The organism is Novosphingobium sp. NDB2Meth1, assembly GCF_900117425.1.
In the GTDB taxonomy this organism is placed as follows: domain Bacteria; phylum Pseudomonadota; class Alphaproteobacteria; order Sphingomonadales; family Sphingomonadaceae; genus Novosphingobium.
Map to the genome: position 1 here is coordinate 468241 of NZ_FPEH01000014.1, position 15524 is coordinate 483764.

Genomic DNA, 15524 nt, shown 5'->3' on the forward strand with positions numbered 1-15524 from the left:
ATTGGAGTTCCCTTGGCCGCCCTGCGCCCCACACTGCCCAAGCTGACCCTGCTGCCCGACTTGTCGCGCAAGGCGCGGCTGGGTCTGTTCGCGGCGCTTGGCCTTGCGCTCGCAGGCGGCGGCGCGGCGATCTATGCGCAGATCGAGGGCGACCGCGGCATCGCGCCGATTGCCAGCAACGGCGATTTCGAAGTCTCGGGTATCGAGGTCAACACCACCGGCAAGACTGCCGAGGAAGCCCGCGCCAATGGCTGGAAGGAAGCGCAGCGCCTCGCGTGGGAGAAGCTGTGGAAGTCCAACGGGCTGGGGGGCGGCGCGGCGCCCGCGCTGGATGCGGGGACGCTCGACGGCATGGTCTCGGCCGTCGTGGTGGGGCAGGAACAGATCGGCCCGCACCGCTATATCGCGACACTGGGCGTGATCTTCGACCGGGCACGGACCAGCGGCTACCTCGGGATGCAAGGCCAGATCGCGCATTCGGCGCCGCTGCTGGTGATCCCGGTGCTGATCCAGGGCGGGGTGACTTCGGTGTTCGAGACGCGCACGCCGTGGCAGAAGGCCTGGGCCGAGTTCCGCACCGGCGCCAGCGTGATCGATTATGTCCGCCCCAACGGTGCGGGCGCGGACTCGCTGCTGCTGACGGCCGGGCAGATCAGCCGCCGCAGCCGCAACTGGTGGCGGCTGGTGCTCGATTCGTTCGGCGCGGCGGATGTGATCATGCCGATCGCGCGGCTCGAGCGCAGCTGGCCGGGCGGGCCGGTCCACGGCATCTTCACCGCGCGGCGCGGGCCGGACAACACGTTCATCGGCAGCTTCGAACTGACCGCGCCGAGCGAGGACAAGCTGCCCCAGATGCTGGCGGAGGCGATCACCCGGCTCGACGGGCTCTATGCGGGTGCGCTGGCGGCGGGCCAACTGTCGCCCGATCCTTCGCTCTCGATGCGGCCCGATCTCGATCCTGCCCTGGTCGAGAGCATCGTTGCCAAACTTGGCCCGGCACCGAGCGCAACGACGGCGGCAGGACCCGATGCGGCGGCGACAACGGCCGCCGTGCCGACCACCGCGATCACCGTGCAGTTTGCCACGCCGGACGCGGCGTCGGTCGATGCAGGCGTAGCGGCCGTCCGCCGGGTCGACGGGGTGAAGGAAGCGGCGACGTCCAGCCTTGCCATCGGGGGCACTTCGGTGATGCGCGTGACGTTCGCCGGCGATATCGACGCGCTCGCCGCCGCGCTGCGCGCGCAGGGCTGGCGCGTGACCCAAGGGGCCGGCGCGCTCTCCATCCGCAAGTAAGCCATGAGCCAGATTGCCCTGCCTCTCGTAACGGCCAGCAGCGCCGATACGGTGCTGACCGGTCCTAGCCTCGAGCCGGTGCTGGCGCTGCTGGCGGGCGCCTCCGAATGGCCGTTCCGTGCCGCCGTGCTCGCCGGGCCGCCGCGTTCGGGCAAGAGCCTGCTGGCGCGGTGGTTCGCCGCGAGCGGGCTCGGCGATGTGCTGGATGATGCCGACAGCCTGCCGGAAGACGCCGTGTTCCACCGCTGGAACCGCGCGCAAGCGGATGGGCGGCCGCTGCTGATCGTTTCGAACAAGGCGCCGGGCCAGTGGCAGGTGGCGCTGCCGGACCTTGCCTCGCGGCTCGGCGCGGCGCTGATGATCGAGATCGCGGCGCCCGACGACGAGCTGCTGCGCGCCTTGGTGGAAACCCATGCGGCGCGGCGCGGCCTCGCGCTGGGGGACGCTGTCGTCAGCTATATTCTGCCCCGGCTGGAACGCAGCCATGCCGCCGCCGAGGCGCTTGTCGAAACAATTGATCGCCTGTCCCTTGAGCGGAAGGCCGCCGTCACCATATCTCTCGCGCGCGATGCGCTGGCCGAACGGATCCATGGGGTTCCCGAGGCGCAGAGGCAGCCGCGCTTGCTTTGAAGCGGCAAAAAGAGGAAAAGCGCGGTCATGTTCGACAGCCTCATCGCCTATCTGGACTCGATCCGCGCCCGCGATCCTGCACCGCGTTCGCGCTGGGAAATCCTGCTTTATCCGGGGCTTCACGCCGTCGGCCTGCACCGCGTGGCGCATTGGCTGTTCGTGCGCGAGTTCTATTTCCTCGCCCGCTTCGTGAACCATCTGGCGCGGTTCCTGACCGGGATCGACATCCATCCGGGCGCGAAGATCGGGAAGCACCTGTTCATCGACCACGGCTTCACCGTGATCGGCGAGACGGCCGAAATCGGCGACAACGTGACGATCTACCAGTGCGTGACGCTGGGTGGCACCAACCCCGCGAACGGCGTTCCCGGCAAGCGGCACCCCACACTGAGCGACAATGCGATCATCGGTTCGGGCGCGCAGATCCTGGGACCCATCACCGTCGGCCCGCGTGCCCGCGTCGGCGCCAATGCCGTCGTCACTGAGGACGTGCCCGAAGGCGCGACGATGGTCGGCCTCAAGGCGCGCTCCACGCTGGTGCCGGTCGAGACCTGGCTCAAGGACTTCATTCCCTACGGTACGCCCTGCAAGGAACCGTGCGAGCCTTCGGGCGGAACGCGGGTCGATGAGCTTGAATCCGAAGTCGCCTTGCTGAAGGCGCAAGTTGCGGCCTTGCTGGCTGCGCAGGGCGAGAACACCGATGCACCCGCGCCGGTCGGCGGCGGCAATCGCCGGCGGAACCGCAGCTGAGCGTGATCGGCACCGGTGACGGGGCAAGCGGCCCCACGGTTCTGAGCTTTCCCAATGTGCGCGGTGAGCCGCAGGTCGGTTTCGACCGGGCGGAACTGCAGCGCATCCTCGATCTCTATGGCCGCATGGTCGCTGCCGGCGAGTGGCGCGACTATGCCATGAGCTTCGGCAAGGATGCCGCCAGCTTCGCCGCATTCCGCCGCACGGCCGAGCGGCCTACCGCGCGGATCGAGAAGCGACCCGCGCTGCGCACCAAGCAAGGCATGTGGACGTTGTTCGGCGAAGCGGGCCAAGTGCTCAAGCGCGGACACGAGCTGGCGGGCGTGCTCTCTGTGCTCGAGCGCAAGCTGCTGAAGATCGTCGAGGATTGAGGCGCTCGCTCTCGTTGGCTGGCGTGCTGACGCTGGCTGCATGCAATGCTGCGCCGTCCGCGCCCCAAAAGCCCGATCAGGGCACACCGCTGCTGCGCGTGGTCTACCGCAATGCGGACTCCGAAATGGTGCTGATGGTGCCGGATGAAGGCCGAGAAATGCTGCGCGGTGATTGCGCTGCGCCGCTTCTGATCGATAACCGCAGCGGGCAGGCACGAGTGCTTGGCGAGGCCGAGGTTCAGGCCCGGCTCAAGACTATGCAACTGGCTGGCGCAACGCGCGGCGTGTGTCCGTGAGCCGATGTGCGCCCCTCCCGGGCGGGGAGGGGTAGGGGGAGGGGGCTCGGCCTATCTGGCAAGTGCCGCAAACCCCCACCCGCTCTCCCCCTTGAGGGAGAGGGCAAAACACGCCTTAGCGCTTCATCGCGGCCTGCAGTTCGACGAGGATCGCCTGGCTCTGCTGCGCGCCCGACTGGGGGACGAAATCTCCGGTGCGGTCAGAAATCTGGTCCCAGTGCGCCGCAAAGTCCTCGACTGAGCGCGCGTCGGGCGCGAGCAGGACGGGCTTGTTCATCGTCACCCAAGCCGAGTGGTAAGCGCCCGCGCCCGCGCCGACGATGGCATTGGTGGGGGCATCGTCGGAGACGAGAAACAGTGCCGCCGGGACGACGTTCTCCGGGCCGAACAGCTTGAAGGCTTCCTCGGGGAAGATGTCCTCGGTCATGCGCGTGGCGGCAACCGGGGCGATCGTGTTGACCTTGATGTTGTTCTTGGCGCCTTCGAGATAGAGCGTCTTGGTAAGGCCCGCGAGGCCGAGCTTGGCGGCGCCGTAGTTGGCCTGGCCGAAGTTGCCGAACAGGCCGGTCGACGAGGCGGTCATCAGGATGCGGCCGTAGTTCTGCTCGCGCATCGTGTCCCAGCAGGCCTTGGTGGCGAAAGCCGAGCCGATCAGGTGGACCTTGATCACCATCTCGAAGTCTGCCGGGTCCATCTTGGTGAAGCTCTTGTCGCGCAGGATGCCGGCATTGTTGATGAGGACGTGGACGCCGCCCCACTTCTCCTTGGCCTTGGCGACCATCTCGACCATTTGCTCGTATTCGCTGACCGAGCCGCCGTTCGACATGGCCTCGCCGCCCGCCGCCTGGATTTCCTCGACGACCTTGAGCGCGGCGTCTGAATGGCCGGTGCCATCGCGCGCTCCGCCGAGATCGTTGACAACGACCTTGGCGCCGCGGCGGCCAAGTTCGAGCGCGTATTCACGGCCGATACCGCCGCCCGCGCCGGTGACGATGGCGACCTTGTCCTTGAAGGAAATGCTCATGGCATGCTTCTCCCTAGCACCCTAACCGGGCGATTAATGGGAGGGCGATGCCATGGCGCAAAGGCCTTGGCAACCGGCTCGTCAGCCGATCCGGTGCACCCAGCCATGCGGGTCCGCCGCTTCGCCGCGCTGGATGGCGACGAGGCGGGCGCGCAGCTTCTGGGTGATTTGCCCGGGGCCGCCGCTGCCGATCACGAAGCTTTGGGTAGCGCTCGTCACCTTGCCGACCGGCGTGACCACGGCCGCAGTACCGCAGGCGAAGGTTTCGGTGAGCGCGCCCGAAGTCGCGTCGGCCTGCCACTGCGCCAGCGAATAGCGCTCCTCGCGCACGGTAAGGCCTTCCTCGCGCGCCAGCTTGATCAGGCTTTCGCGGGTGATGCCGGGGAGGATCGTGCCGCCGAGCGGGGGCGTGATCAGCGAGCCATCGGCCATCACGAAGAACAGGTTCATGCCGCCCAGTTCCTCGATCCACTGGCGCTCGACGGCGTCGAGGAACAGGACCTGATCGTGCCCGCGCGCAAAGGCTTCGGCGGTGGGGACGAGGCTGGCGGCATAGTTGCCGCCGCACTTGGCGGCGCCGGTGCCGCCGGGCGCGGCGCGGCTGTAGTCGCTGACCCACAGCGAGACGGCGGGGGCGCCGGACTTGAAGTAGTTGCCTGCGGGGCTGGCGATCACGAGGAACTTGTACTGCTTCGAGGGGCGCACGCCGAGGAAGGCCTCGCTCGCGAACATGAAGGGGCGCAGGTAGAGCGAGCCGCCCTCGACGGTGGGGAACCAGTCCTTGTCGGCCTTCACCAGTTCCTCGACGGCCGAAACGAACAGACCCTCCGGCAGCGTCGGCATGGCGAGGCGCTCGGCCGAGGCGTTGAAGCGCGCGGCGTTGGCTTCCGGGCGGAACAGGGCGATGCCGCCATCCGCGAGACGGTAGGCCTTCAGGCCCTCGAAGATTTCCTGCGCGTAGTGGAGCACGGCTGCGGCGGGATCGAGCGGGATCGGGCCATAAGGCACGACTTCTGCACTGTGCCAGCCCTTGCCCTCGTCATAGGTCACCTGGACCATGTGATCGGAGAAAGCAGTGCCGAAGCCCGGATTGGCGAGGATCTGCGCGCGCACGTCGACCGCGCGGGGCGCGGGATGGGGCTGGTGCGAGAAAGCAAGCGGTGCGGCGGTAGCGGGCGTCGCCATCGGGCGGTCCTTCGGGATTGTTGGCTCGTGCGACGCGCCGTGAACTATTGTTGCGCAAATGGCAAGCGATTTGGAACAAATGTGAAGGGCCGCTTCCGGCGATCGGAAGCGGCCCTTCGCATGGTCAGCGGCCGGAAGTGCCGCCCACGGTGCCTTTATCGCTTGAACAAACTAGCGATAATGCTCCGCGATGCGCAATGCCGACCCCTCTGCTGAACCATGAGACATCGGATCACCTCCTTTCGCGCTGTTGAGCCAAGTGCCGCCTCCCGACCCTGTCAAAATCGATGCGGCTCGACCGGAGGATTGCAGCCCTGTTCCGGCCTTGGATCGAATGTGATTCATCCGGGGGCCAAGAACAAGTCTTGCATTGATTTTTTTTGCCGTCAGAATTGAGGCTTCGCGCCCGGATTGGTGGATAACTCAGCCAACCGCGCGGCAATCCTCGATCACCCGCCCCAGTTCGGACCAGACCGGCAGGACAAGCGTCTGCGCGCCGCCCATTTCCAGCATGAACCGGCCTCGGCTGAAGGCGATCGCATCGAGCAGCGGATCGCGCACGGCGAAGGCGATTTCGAACGGGATGGCGGCATTTTGCGCGCCACTGGCAGCTGCCGGCGTGGCGGTCAGGCGGCGCTGGGTGCTGCTGGTGGTGATCGTGGCGGGGACGGCGCCCGTGCCGAAACCGGCGCGCTGCAGGATGATCGCCGGGCGCTTGCGGTCGCAGCGGATCAGCACTTGCGAGCCGGCGCCGGGCTCACCGAAGCGGACAACGCTGCCGGCGGGTTCGGCCGCGTAAGTCCATGCGCCCGGGGTCTGCGGCAAGTCGCGCCAACTGGCATCGGCGCGCGGTGCAGGTTGCGGCGGCGGCGGTGCGGGGCGTGGTGTCGCAGTGGGCACTGGCAGGGGCTTGGGCTGGGGTGCGGACGTGCTCCCCTGCGCCGCCGGAGAGGGCTGCGGCGGCACGACGGTGCAGGCACCGAGGGCGAGGACCGGGGCAATCAGCAGGGCCGCAAGGTTGATCTTCATGCCCCGGGTATGGAAGAGAGCGGCGGTGACCTCAAGCCGCTCCACCACCACATCCGGCAGATCGAAGCTCAGGATCGACCAGCTCCTCGTCGAGCGCGGTCTCGCGGAGAGCCGCGCGCGGGCGCAGGCGCTGATTCTGGCGGGACACGTCTATTCGGGCGAGACCAAGCTGACCAAGGCGGGTCACGCGCTCGCGCCCGATGCGCCGATCGAGGTGCGCGGGCGGGATCATCCGTGGGTCTCGCGCGGAGGGATCAAGCTGGCGCATGCGCTGGAACACTTTTCGCTCGATCCGGCGGGGGTGACTGCAATGGATATCGGCAGTTCGACCGGGGGATTTACCGACGTGCTGCTGACCAACGGCGCAAGCCATGTGTTCGCGGTCGATTCGGGCACCAACCAGCTGGCGTGGAAGCTGCGGCAGGACCCGCGCGTGACGGTGCTGGAGCAGACCAGCGCGCGGATCCTGACTCCGGCGCAGATCGACCGGCCCGCGACGTGGGTGGTGTGCGATGCCAGCTTCATTTCTCTGCGCAAGGTGCTCGAAGTGCCGCTCGCGCTGGCGGCGCGGCCGACGCGGCTGGTGGCGCTGATCAAGCCGCAGTTCGAGGTGGGGCGCGGCGAAGTGGGCAAGGGTGGCGTAGTGCGCGATCCTGCGTTGCACGAACGCGTCTGCCGCGAAGTGCAGGACTGGTTGGAGGGCGAGGGCTGGCAGGTTCAAGGCATCGCCACGAGCCCGATCACCGGACCTGAAGGCAACGTGGAATTCCTGATTTCGGCGCTGCATTCCGGCGCCTAGAGCATCACGTGTCCCGCGATGGTGCAGGCGCACCCTGCGGAGATTGCCTAGTTGGCCCCACCCGGCCAATATCGCCATCCAGATTGGCAACGAATCGCTTTTTACCGGAGCGCTCCGGGGGACATTTCGAGCACATGCGTTACCTCGCTTCTCCTGCCCAGTTGCGCGCCAGCCTGCTGCGCTGGTCGTTGTTCACGGTGCCGGCAGTTCTCGGGCTCGGGTTCCTTTCCAGCATCGTCGCGGACGCAGGGCCGCAGAATCCCTGGTTTGCCGCGCTCGACAAGCCGTCGCTCTATCCGCCGCCGGCGACCTTCGGGATCGTGTGGTCGGTGCTTTATGTGCTGATCGGCGTGGCGCTGGCGATGGTTGCCTCGGCACGCGGCGCGTCGGGACGCGGCATCGCGGTGGCGGTCTTCGCGCTGCAGCTGGTGCTCAACCTCGCGTGGAGTCCGGTGTTCTTCGCGATGCACCAGATGACCGCCGCGCTGGCGATCATCGGGGTGATGATCGTGCTGACGCTGGCGATGATCCTGCTTTTCTGGCGCGTGCGGCCGACGGCGGGGGCGCTGCTGCTGCCCTACCTTGCGTGGATCTGCTTTGCCTCGGTGCTCAATTACCAGTTCCTTGCGATGAATCCGGCGGCGGACGGCGCGGCTGGTTCTGGTGCAGCGGTTCGCGTGCAGATCTGATAACCGCGGATAGCGATTTGCCCCGGATCACGCCTTGCGTCGGCGGCCTTGAAGCGCCATCTGCGGCGCAGTGAATACGCAAGCGAAGGCCAGAGCCATGCAGTCCGAAAACCCGATGATCGCCGATTTCGTTAAGCTGCTCAACAGCGCTGCGGGCACGCTGGCCGGCATGGGCCGCGAAGCGGGCGAGACCGCGCGCGAGAAGCTGCGCGAGACCTTCGGCGGCATGGATTTCGTCAGCCGCGAGGAATTCGAGGTGGTGAAGGACATGGCCACCGCCGCGCGTGAGGAAGCTGATGCGCTGAAGGCGCGGGTTGAGGCGCTTGAGGCGAAGCTGGGCGGCTGACTCAAAGTCCTGCCGCAAGTCCCTAACCCCAGTCCGCTCACCCTGAGCTTGTCGAAGGGTGTTGGCACAACCGTCCCGTATAATGCTTCGACAAGCTCAGCATGAGCGGGTGGTGGGAGATTTTCTCGAGCTTAGTCCTAAAGCCCCGCCGCTTTCAGCGCCTGATCCAGATCCTCGATCACGTCATCGGGATCTTCCAGCCCCACGTTGAGCCGCAGCATGCCTTCGCCCACGCCCATGTCGGCGCGGGTTTCGGGGCCGACGCCGTGGTGGGTAGTCGAGGCCGGGTGGCACATCAGCGAGCGCGAATCGCCGATGTTGTTCGAGATATCGACGAGGCGCAGCGCATCGAGCAGGGCGTGGGCCTGCGCCCGCCCGCCCGGAACGTCGAGGCTCATGATCGAGCCGCCGGCGAGCATCTGCTTCTGCGCCAACGCGAACTGCGGGTGGCTGGGAAGGAACGGATAGCGCACCGTCGGCACGCGGCCTTCGATGAACTGCGCGACTTTCAGCGCGTTCTCGCTCTGGCGGCGGATGCGCAGGTCGAGCGTTTCGAGGCCCTTGAGCACGACCCATGCGTTGAACGGCGCGATGTTCGGCCCGGTGTTGCGCTGGAAGGGCAGGAGTTTGCCGTCGATGAATTCCTTGGAGCCCACGACCGCCCCCGCCAGCACGCGGCCTTGCCCGTCCATCATCTTGGTGGCCGAATAGGCGACGACATCCGCGCCGAAATCGAGCGGGCGCTGGAGCGCACTGGTCGCAAAGGCGTTGTCGACGACGGTAGTGATGCCATGTTTGCGCGCCAGGGTGCAGACGAACTCGAGATCGACGAGGTCCATCGTCGGGTTCGCAGGGCTTTCGAAGAAGAACACCTTGGTGTTGGGCCGGATCGCGGCTTCCCACGCGGCATTGTTGCCCGCGTCGATGGTCGTGCCTTCGATGCCGAAGCGCGGCAGCAGGTTGTCGACCAGCCAGCGGCACGAGCCGAACGCGGCCTTGGCGGCGACGATGTGGTCCCCGGCGGACAGCTGGCAGAGCAGGGCGGTGGTCATCGCAGCCATGCCGCTCGCCTGCGCGCGGCAGGCCTCGGCGCCTTCGAGGAGGGCGATGCGTTCTTCCAGCATCTGCACCGTGGGGTTCTGCAGGCGCGAATAGGTCATGCCGTCGTCCTCGCCGGCAAAGCGCGCGGCAACGGTGGCGGCATCGTCGTAGGAATAGCCGGAGGTGAGGAACAGGGCTTCCGAGGTCTCGCCCATTTCCGAACGCCACGTGCCGCCGCGCACGGCCTGCGTTGCGGGGCGCCAGTTGGCGGTGATCGAGCGGTCCTGACCGGTGGTGCGTTTCATGGGCCAAGGCCTTAGTTTTGTGGGGGCAACGGTGCAAGCACTGCCATTGCCCTAATGGCCCGGAACGGGGTATGCGCGCGCCTTCCATGACGCTGCTTTCCCGCATCATTTCGCCGCTTACTGCACCGCGCCGCGCGGACGGCGATCCCTTGGTGTGGTGCTGGGTGATCACGCTGGCGTTCCTGGTGGTGGTGCTGCACCGGCTGGGCACGCCATCGAAGATCATGTTCGACGAGGTGCACTACCTACCGGCTGCGCGGCGCCTGATCGCGCTTTCGAGCCGGTTGAACCCCGAACATCCGCTGCTGGGCAAGGAGTTCATCGCGCTGGGCATGCTGGTGGCGGGTGACGGGCCGTTCGGCTGGCGCCTGCCCAATGCGCTGCTGGGCACGCTCGGGCTGTTTGCCGCGATGCGCGCGCTGTGGTGGGCGAGCTTGTCGCGGCCTGCCACGCTGCTGTTCGGGTTCCTCTTCGCGACCAATTTCATCTGGTTCGTGCTGAGCCGGATCGCGATGCTCGACATGGCGATGGCGAGTATGATGGCGCTCGCGTTCTGGCAGGCGGCACTGGCGTGGCGCAGGGGAAGCCGCCTGCATCTGGCGCTCTGCGGTATGTTTCTCGGCCTCTCGCTCGGCGGCAAGTGGAATGGCGCGCCGATCCTTGCGCTGCCGGGGCTTCTGTTCGCGTGGGACCGCTGGTGGGCGCTCGCCGGGCGGCGGCGCGCGTTCCTGATCGCGCGCGATGCGGGGCCGATCCCCGGCGTCTCGCTGCTGGAAGCGGCGGTCTGGCTCGGCATGGTGCCGCTGATCGCCTATTTCGCAACCTTTGCGCCCGCGTTCTTCTACAAGGTGCAGCCGCTCACCCTGCAAGGGCTGATCCCGTGGCAGGGCTACATGCTGAAGCTGCAGGACAGCGTGGTGAAGCCGCATCTCTACCAGAGCCGGTGGTGGCAGTGGGTGTTCAACATCCGACCCATCTGGTTCTTCTATTCCCCGTGGGACGGGGCGCAGCGCGGGGTGCTGTGTCTGGGCAATCCCTTCACGATGCTGGCCGGGCTCCCGGCGCTGCTGCTGTGCCTGTGGGCGGGCGTGCGCAAGGGGGACCGGCTGCGCGGGGCGGTGGTGGTGCTCTATGTCGCCAGCCTGATCTTCTGGGCGATCAACGGCAAGCCGGTGCAGTTCTACTACCACTATGCGCTCGCCAGCGTGTTCCTGATGGCGGCGCTGGCCCTGGTGCTGGCGCAGTGGTGGGAGCAGAGGCGGCGCTGGCCGGGGGCGCTGGTCGTGGTGCTGTCGGGGATGCTGTTTATCGGGTTCTACCCGATCCTCTCGGCAGGCGCGCTGCCGGGGAAGCTTTCCTATCGGGATTACACGTGGCTCGATAGCTGGCGTTAGGGCTTTGGCCCTCCCCATTTTCGCGAAGCGCAAATGGGGAGGTGGCAGCCCGTAGGGCTGACGGAGGGGTTCTTCCCTGCCGCATTTGCCCCTCCGACCCGCCTGCGGCGGGCCACCTCCCCGTTTGTGCCTACGGCAAAAACAGGGAGGACCTTCAGGCTCAGTACTTGCCCCAGACGAACTTGCTTGAAAGCGCGAAGTTCCAAACCGAGCCGACGACAATGCCGATGATCGCGGCGGGATAGGCATGGAAGCCCATGCGCATCAGCGCGGCGGCGGCGCCGACATTGGCGAGGAGGCCGACCGAGCAGGTGGCAGCAAATTTGAGCCAGCCGCGCAGCAGCGGCATGAAGCCGCGCAGGCGCTTGTCGGCATAAGTCAGCTCGTTGTTGAGCATGAAGTTGAACGTCATCGCGACCACGGCGGCACTGGTCTGCGCGATGATGAATTCGATCTGGTCCGACCAGTTGTGGTACAGCACCTTCTGCCCGAACGCGCCGAGCACAGAGGCGAGGACGGCCATGTGGACGATCACGCCGAGGCCGCCGATCGTGCCGAACAGGGCAAACCGCGTCGGGATGATGCGGCCAAGCCACTTGTCGTAAAGGCCGATCAGGAACTCGAACACCACGGTGCGGTCGAGCTTGCTCTCGCCTTCGGCGCGGGCGGCGAAGTTCATCGGGAATTCCTTGACGCGCAGCGGCGCGTCGACCGTGGCGAGGATGTCGAGCAGGATCTTGAAGCCCACGCCCGAAAGGCGGTGCGCATCGGCGCGGAGGGTTTCGGCGCGCAGCATGAAGAAGCCGCTCATCGGATCGGAGAGCTGCACACCGGTGACGCGGCGCGCGATGCGGTTGGCAAGGCCGGATGCCTTGACGCGGTCGGGCCGGCCCCAGGCTTCGGTGCTCGCGCCTTCGGCGAAGCGCGAGGCGTAGGCGACGTCGTAGTCCCCGCCGCTCACCGCTTCGTACATGCCGGGGAGGAGCGCGGGATCGTGCTGGTGGTCGGCGTCCATCACCGCGACGACCGGCGCGGCGGTGGCGCACATGCCCTCGATCGCGGCGGAAGCGAGGCCGCGGCGGCCGATGCGCTCGATCACGCGGACGCGCGGATCATCGCGCCCAATGCGGCGCGCTTCCTCGGCGGTGCCGTCCGGGCTGTTGTCGTCGACGAAGATCGCCTCCCACGCGAGGCCCTTGAGCGCCGCATCGAGGCGCTCGACCATCGGCGCGATGTTCTTGCGTTCGTTGTACGTGGGCAGAATGACGGCAAGTTGCAGCATGACGGGCGCGCTTACAGCCTTGCGAGCACCGCGTCACCAATTTCCGTAGTTCCCGCCGTTCCGCCGAGATCGCGGCCAAGAATGCCATCCGCCAGCGTGCGCGCGACGGCGGCTTCGACGCGGTCTGCCGCATCGGCCAGGCCGAGCGAGTGGCGCAGCAGCATCGCGAGCGAGAGGATTGTCGCCATCGGATTGGCGAGACCCTTGCCGGCGATGTCCGGCGCGGAGCCGTGGATCGGTTCATAGAGGCCGAAGGTGCCGTGCGCGGTCTGCCGTTCGCCGAGCGAGGCCGAGGCGAGCATGCCGATCGAGCCGACGCACATCGAGGCGAGATCGGAGAGGATGTCGCCGAACAGGTTGCCGGTAACCATCACGTCGAACTGGCCGGGGCTCTTGACCAGCTGCATCGCGGCATTGTCGACATACATGTGTTCAAGCGCGACGTCCGGATAGTCCTTGGCGACTTCGATCACCACGTCGCGCCAGAGCTGCGAGGTCTCAAGCACGTTGGCCTTGTCGACCGAGCAAAGGCGCTTGCCTCGGCCCTGCGCGGCGCGGAAGCCGGCGTGCGCGATGCGGCGCACTTCGCTTTCGTTGTAGGACATCATGTCCCAGCCTTCCCGCTCGCCGCTCGCCGTCGTGCGGAAGCCCTTCTCGCCGAAATAGACGTCGCCATTGAGTTCGCGCACGATGAGGAGGTCGATCACGCCGGCAACTTCAGGGCGCAGCGCCGAGTGGCTCTCGAGCCCGGCAAAGACCTTGGCGGGGCGCAAGTTGGCAAACAAGGTCAAGGCCTTGCGCAGGCCGAGGATCGCCTGCTCGGGGCGCAAGTGGCGCTCCAGCGCGTCGCAGGCCGGATCGCCGACCGCGCCGAACAGGACGCCGTCCGAGGCTTCAGCCAGCGCCAGCGTCTCGGGCGGCAGCGGATGGCCTTTGGCGTGGTAGGCTGCGCCGCCGACGAGCGCCTCCTCGCGTTCGATGCCGAGATCCATTGCATCGAGCACACGCAGCGCTTCGTGCGTGACTTCGGGGCCGATGCCGTCGCCCGGCAGAACTGCAATCTTCATCAGGTCATCCTTGGGATATCAGTGCGCGCCGCCATCGATCCGCCTGAATCGCTCGATCAGGATGGCGCGCGCCGCCATACCATCGCGGCGCGGATCGGCAAGCAGGTGCTTGGCAAGCGCAAGGCCCTGCCGGTCGAGGCGGGCGAGCAGGCGCTCCCACGGCTCGTCCGGCGGCGGCGGCTGGGCATGGCCATAGCCGATCTCCTGCAGCAGCAGCGCCTCATACCCTGCGACCGCGCGGGCCCACCCGCGCGCGGAAGGCGCGTGGCAGATCGCGTCGAGCACGGCTTCGAGTGCGCCGTGGATCGCCGGGAAAGGCTGGCCTTCGGGGAGCGCGCGCGCGGTGAGCGTGGTGACCCAGCCGATCCCGGCACTTGCCAGCGGCTCGGTCAACCAGGGGCCGCGGCTGGTGACAAGCTCCAGCCTCGCCGAGGGCAGCTGGCTGGCGGCGCGTGCGATGATCTCTGCGGCAACGAGATTGCCCGGTATGATCACGGGTCGCAGCGTACGACCGCGTGCACCGGCGACATAGCCGGCAACAAGGCCGTGGTCCGCCGTCAGCAGCCGCACGACCGCGCCATGCTCGCCATGGGCGCGTACGGCACAGACAATCGCGGGGGCCCTTATGAGCATGGGGGGATCAGCATGGCTTGCGTGTGCAGTTTACCACAGGTGGCGGCAAGGCGGCGAATGGATGAATCCCCCGTTGGAACCCGGGCCGACTTGGGTTAGCTTGTCGCATATGAAACAGCTCTTCCAGCATGCTGCCGTGACGGAGGGAGTGACCGTGCGTGTCGCGGTCAATTTCCTGCCCGAACAGTCGCGCATCGATGCCGGCAAATGGTTCTGGGTCTATCATATCCGGATCGAAAACGGCTCCGACCAATCGATTCGCCTGCTCACGCGGCACTGGCGCATCACCGACGGGCGGGGGATGATCAACTTCGTCGATGGTGACGGCGTGGTCGGTGAACAGCCGCTGCTCGCGCCGGGCGCCTCGCATGATTATGTGTCGGGCTGCCCGCTTGGCACGCCGCATGGCAGCATGGAAGGCCACTACACGATGGAGCGGGCCGATGGCTCGCTGGTCGACGTGGCGATCCCCTTCTTCCCCCTCGCTGCGCCTGCAACTGCGAACTGAGCTGGCAGGATGAAGCGGACCCATCTGCCGCTCAATGGCTTGCGTGTGCTCGATGCGGCGGCGCGGCACCTGTCGTTCACTCGCGCGGCGGATGAACTGGCCGTCACTCCCGCGGCGGTCGGCCAGCAGATTCGAGCCCTCGAAGACCTGCTCGGCGTGGTGCTGTTCCGCCGCACCACCAAGGGCTTGGTGCTGACGGACGAAGCGATCTCCGGGCTCGATGCTATCCGCGAGGGCTTCCTGCGCTTCGAGGAAGGCGTGCAGGCGATGCAGGCCGGGCAATCGAGCCATGTCTATACCGTGGCGTGCCCGCGCGATTTCTTTGCTGCATGGCTCTCTCCGCGCCTCGCCGCGTTCCGCCTCGCCAATCCGGGCCTGCGGTTCGCGCTGGTCGGCAGCGACGGCGATCTCGACTTTACCGAGGCCAATCTCAATCTGGCGGTGCGTTGGGCGGAAGGGCCCGGCGATCTCGAAGGCATCGCGCTGGGCGAGCCGTTGATGCAGATCGTCGCGGCACCGGGTGCTGGTCAAGACGCGCCTTGGATCGCCTGGCCCGGTGACCCTGCTCCGGAGGGCGAGGCGCGCGAGACGCAGTTTTCGGTGGGCGATGGCGGCACGGCGATCAGTGCGGCGGCCGCAGGACTCGGCAAGGCGCGCGTGCCGCTCATGCTGGCGGAAAGCGCGATCGCAGCGGGCAAGGTCGTCCCGCTCGGGCAGCCGGTTCGTTGCCGACGCTCCTACTGGCTCGTCGCCCCGCTCCCACAGTGGCGCCAGAAGAAGGTCAAGGCGCTGGTGGCCGCGCTGACGGGCACTGCGGGGTAAGTTCGTATCGCGGCAGTTTCTATCCGCTCCGGGTATTAAAGTTCTCCAATTGCGCCGATA

At 67.1% G+C, this 15524-nt stretch carries 18 protein-coding genes; 11 read left to right on the plus strand and 7 right to left on the minus strand.

The features are described from left to right. Positions 1-12 precede the first annotated feature (12 nt). From NDB2M1_RS09375 to NDB2M1_RS09395, 5 genes are read left to right on the plus strand one after another with little or no spacing between them, the layout of a single operon-like run. Positions 13-1293: a heavy-metal-associated domain-containing protein gene (locus NDB2M1_RS09375; protein ID WP_253185827.1), complete on the plus strand. Its 1281-nt coding sequence runs from the start codon at positions 13-15 to the stop codon at positions 1291-1293. A 3-nt stretch (positions 1294-1296) separates the two neighbouring features. Next, a complete protein-coding gene (locus NDB2M1_RS09380; protein ID WP_072381605.1) occupies positions 1297-1923 on the plus strand; it encodes an HdaA/DnaA family protein in 627 nt (208 codons plus the stop codon). A 27-nt stretch (positions 1924-1950) separates the two neighbouring features. Then, positions 1951-2673 carry a serine O-acetyltransferase EpsC gene (gene epsC, locus NDB2M1_RS09385; RefSeq protein WP_072381607.1) on the plus strand — a complete coding sequence of 241 codons (723 nt, stop codon included), beginning with the start codon at positions 1951-1953 and terminating at the stop codon, positions 2671-2673. 5 nt (positions 2674-2678) lie between these two features. After that, positions 2679-3044 carry a DUF2794 domain-containing protein gene (locus NDB2M1_RS09390; RefSeq protein WP_072381782.1) on the plus strand — a complete coding sequence of 122 codons (366 nt, stop codon included), beginning with the start codon at positions 2679-2681 and terminating at the stop codon, positions 3042-3044. Positions 3045-3067: 23 nt separating this feature from the next. Then, on the plus strand, positions 3068-3340 hold the full coding sequence (locus NDB2M1_RS09395; RefSeq protein ID WP_083554755.1) for a hypothetical protein: 273 nt from the start codon (positions 3068-3070) through the stop codon (positions 3338-3340). 115 nt (positions 3341-3455) lie between these two features. Here the strand turns inward: NDB2M1_RS09395 and NDB2M1_RS09400 are convergent, their stop codons facing one another. From NDB2M1_RS09400 to NDB2M1_RS09410, 3 genes are all read right to left on the minus strand, one after another. Then, positions 3456-4364 (minus strand): SDR family NAD(P)-dependent oxidoreductase, encoded by a 909-nt coding sequence (locus NDB2M1_RS09400; protein ID WP_072381611.1) that lies wholly within the window; start codon positions 4362-4364, stop codon positions 3456-3458. 81 nt (positions 4365-4445) lie between these two features. Next, positions 4446-5549 (minus strand): branched-chain amino acid aminotransferase, encoded by a 1104-nt coding sequence (locus tag NDB2M1_RS09405; protein ID WP_072381613.1) that lies wholly within the window; start codon positions 5547-5549, stop codon positions 4446-4448. A 423-nt stretch (positions 5550-5972) separates the two neighbouring features. Continuing rightward, positions 5973-6578, minus strand: a complete 606-nt coding sequence (locus tag NDB2M1_RS09410) for a hypothetical protein (protein WP_054120623.1) — start codon at positions 6576-6578, stop codon at positions 5973-5975. Between the two features lie 25 nt (positions 6579-6603). Between NDB2M1_RS09410 and NDB2M1_RS09415 the strand changes: the two genes are divergently transcribed. From NDB2M1_RS09415 to NDB2M1_RS09425, 3 genes are all read left to right on the plus strand, one after another. Then, complete coding sequence (locus tag NDB2M1_RS09415) at positions 6604-7377, plus strand: TlyA family RNA methyltransferase (protein ID WP_054120624.1); 774 nt, start codon at positions 6604-6606, stop codon at positions 7375-7377. A 134-nt stretch (positions 7378-7511) separates the two neighbouring features. Further along, complete coding sequence (locus NDB2M1_RS09420) at positions 7512-8066, plus strand: TspO/MBR family protein (protein ID WP_072381615.1); 555 nt, start codon at positions 7512-7514, stop codon at positions 8064-8066. 97 nt (positions 8067-8163) lie between these two features. Continuing rightward, entirely contained in the window at positions 8164-8412 is a 249-nt protein-coding gene (locus NDB2M1_RS09425; RefSeq protein WP_054120626.1) for an accessory factor UbiK family protein, read from the plus strand. Between the two features lie 137 nt (positions 8413-8549). Here NDB2M1_RS09425 and NDB2M1_RS09430 read toward each other — a convergent pair whose 3' ends face one another. Next, complete coding sequence (locus tag NDB2M1_RS09430; protein WP_072381617.1) at positions 8550-9758, minus strand: trans-sulfuration enzyme family protein; 1209 nt, start codon at positions 9756-9758, stop codon at positions 8550-8552. A gap of 71 nt (positions 9759-9829) precedes the next feature. Between NDB2M1_RS09430 and NDB2M1_RS09435 the strand changes: the two genes are divergently transcribed. Then, on the plus strand, positions 9830-11152 hold the full coding sequence (locus NDB2M1_RS09435; protein ID WP_253185828.1) for a phospholipid carrier-dependent glycosyltransferase: 1323 nt from the start codon (positions 9830-9832) through the stop codon (positions 11150-11152). Positions 11153-11312: 160 nt separating this feature from the next. On the opposite strand, the gene NDB2M1_RS09440 is transcribed toward NDB2M1_RS09435, so the two are convergent. The 3 genes from NDB2M1_RS09440 to NDB2M1_RS09450 are packed head-to-tail and all read right to left on the minus strand — an operon-like array spanning position 11313 to position 14134. Then, entirely contained in the window at positions 11313-12434 is a 1122-nt protein-coding gene (locus NDB2M1_RS09440; protein WP_054120628.1) for a glycosyltransferase, read from the minus strand. Positions 12435-12445: 11 nt separating this feature from the next. After that, positions 12446-13501, minus strand: coding sequence for a 3-isopropylmalate dehydrogenase (gene leuB, locus NDB2M1_RS09445; protein ID WP_072381619.1), 1056 nt, complete (start codon positions 13499-13501; stop codon positions 12446-12448). A gap of 18 nt (positions 13502-13519) precedes the next feature. Next, the gene (locus NDB2M1_RS09450) at positions 13520-14134 is read right to left on the minus strand and encodes a DNA repair protein RecO (protein ID WP_072381621.1); all 615 of its coding nucleotides are present in this window, start codon (positions 14132-14134) and stop codon (positions 13520-13522) included. 109 nt (positions 14135-14243) lie between these two features. Between NDB2M1_RS09450 and apaG the strand changes: the two genes are divergently transcribed. Both apaG and NDB2M1_RS09460 read left to right on the plus strand, forming a co-directional pair. Next, a complete protein-coding gene (apaG, locus tag NDB2M1_RS09455; RefSeq protein ID WP_054120631.1) occupies positions 14244-14642 on the plus strand; it encodes a Co2+/Mg2+ efflux protein ApaG in 399 nt (132 codons plus the stop codon). 9 nt (positions 14643-14651) lie between these two features. Beyond that, positions 14652-15464 (plus strand): LysR family transcriptional regulator, encoded by an 813-nt coding sequence (locus NDB2M1_RS09460; protein WP_072381623.1) that lies wholly within the window; start codon positions 14652-14654, stop codon positions 15462-15464. Positions 15465-15524 lie beyond the last annotated feature (60 nt).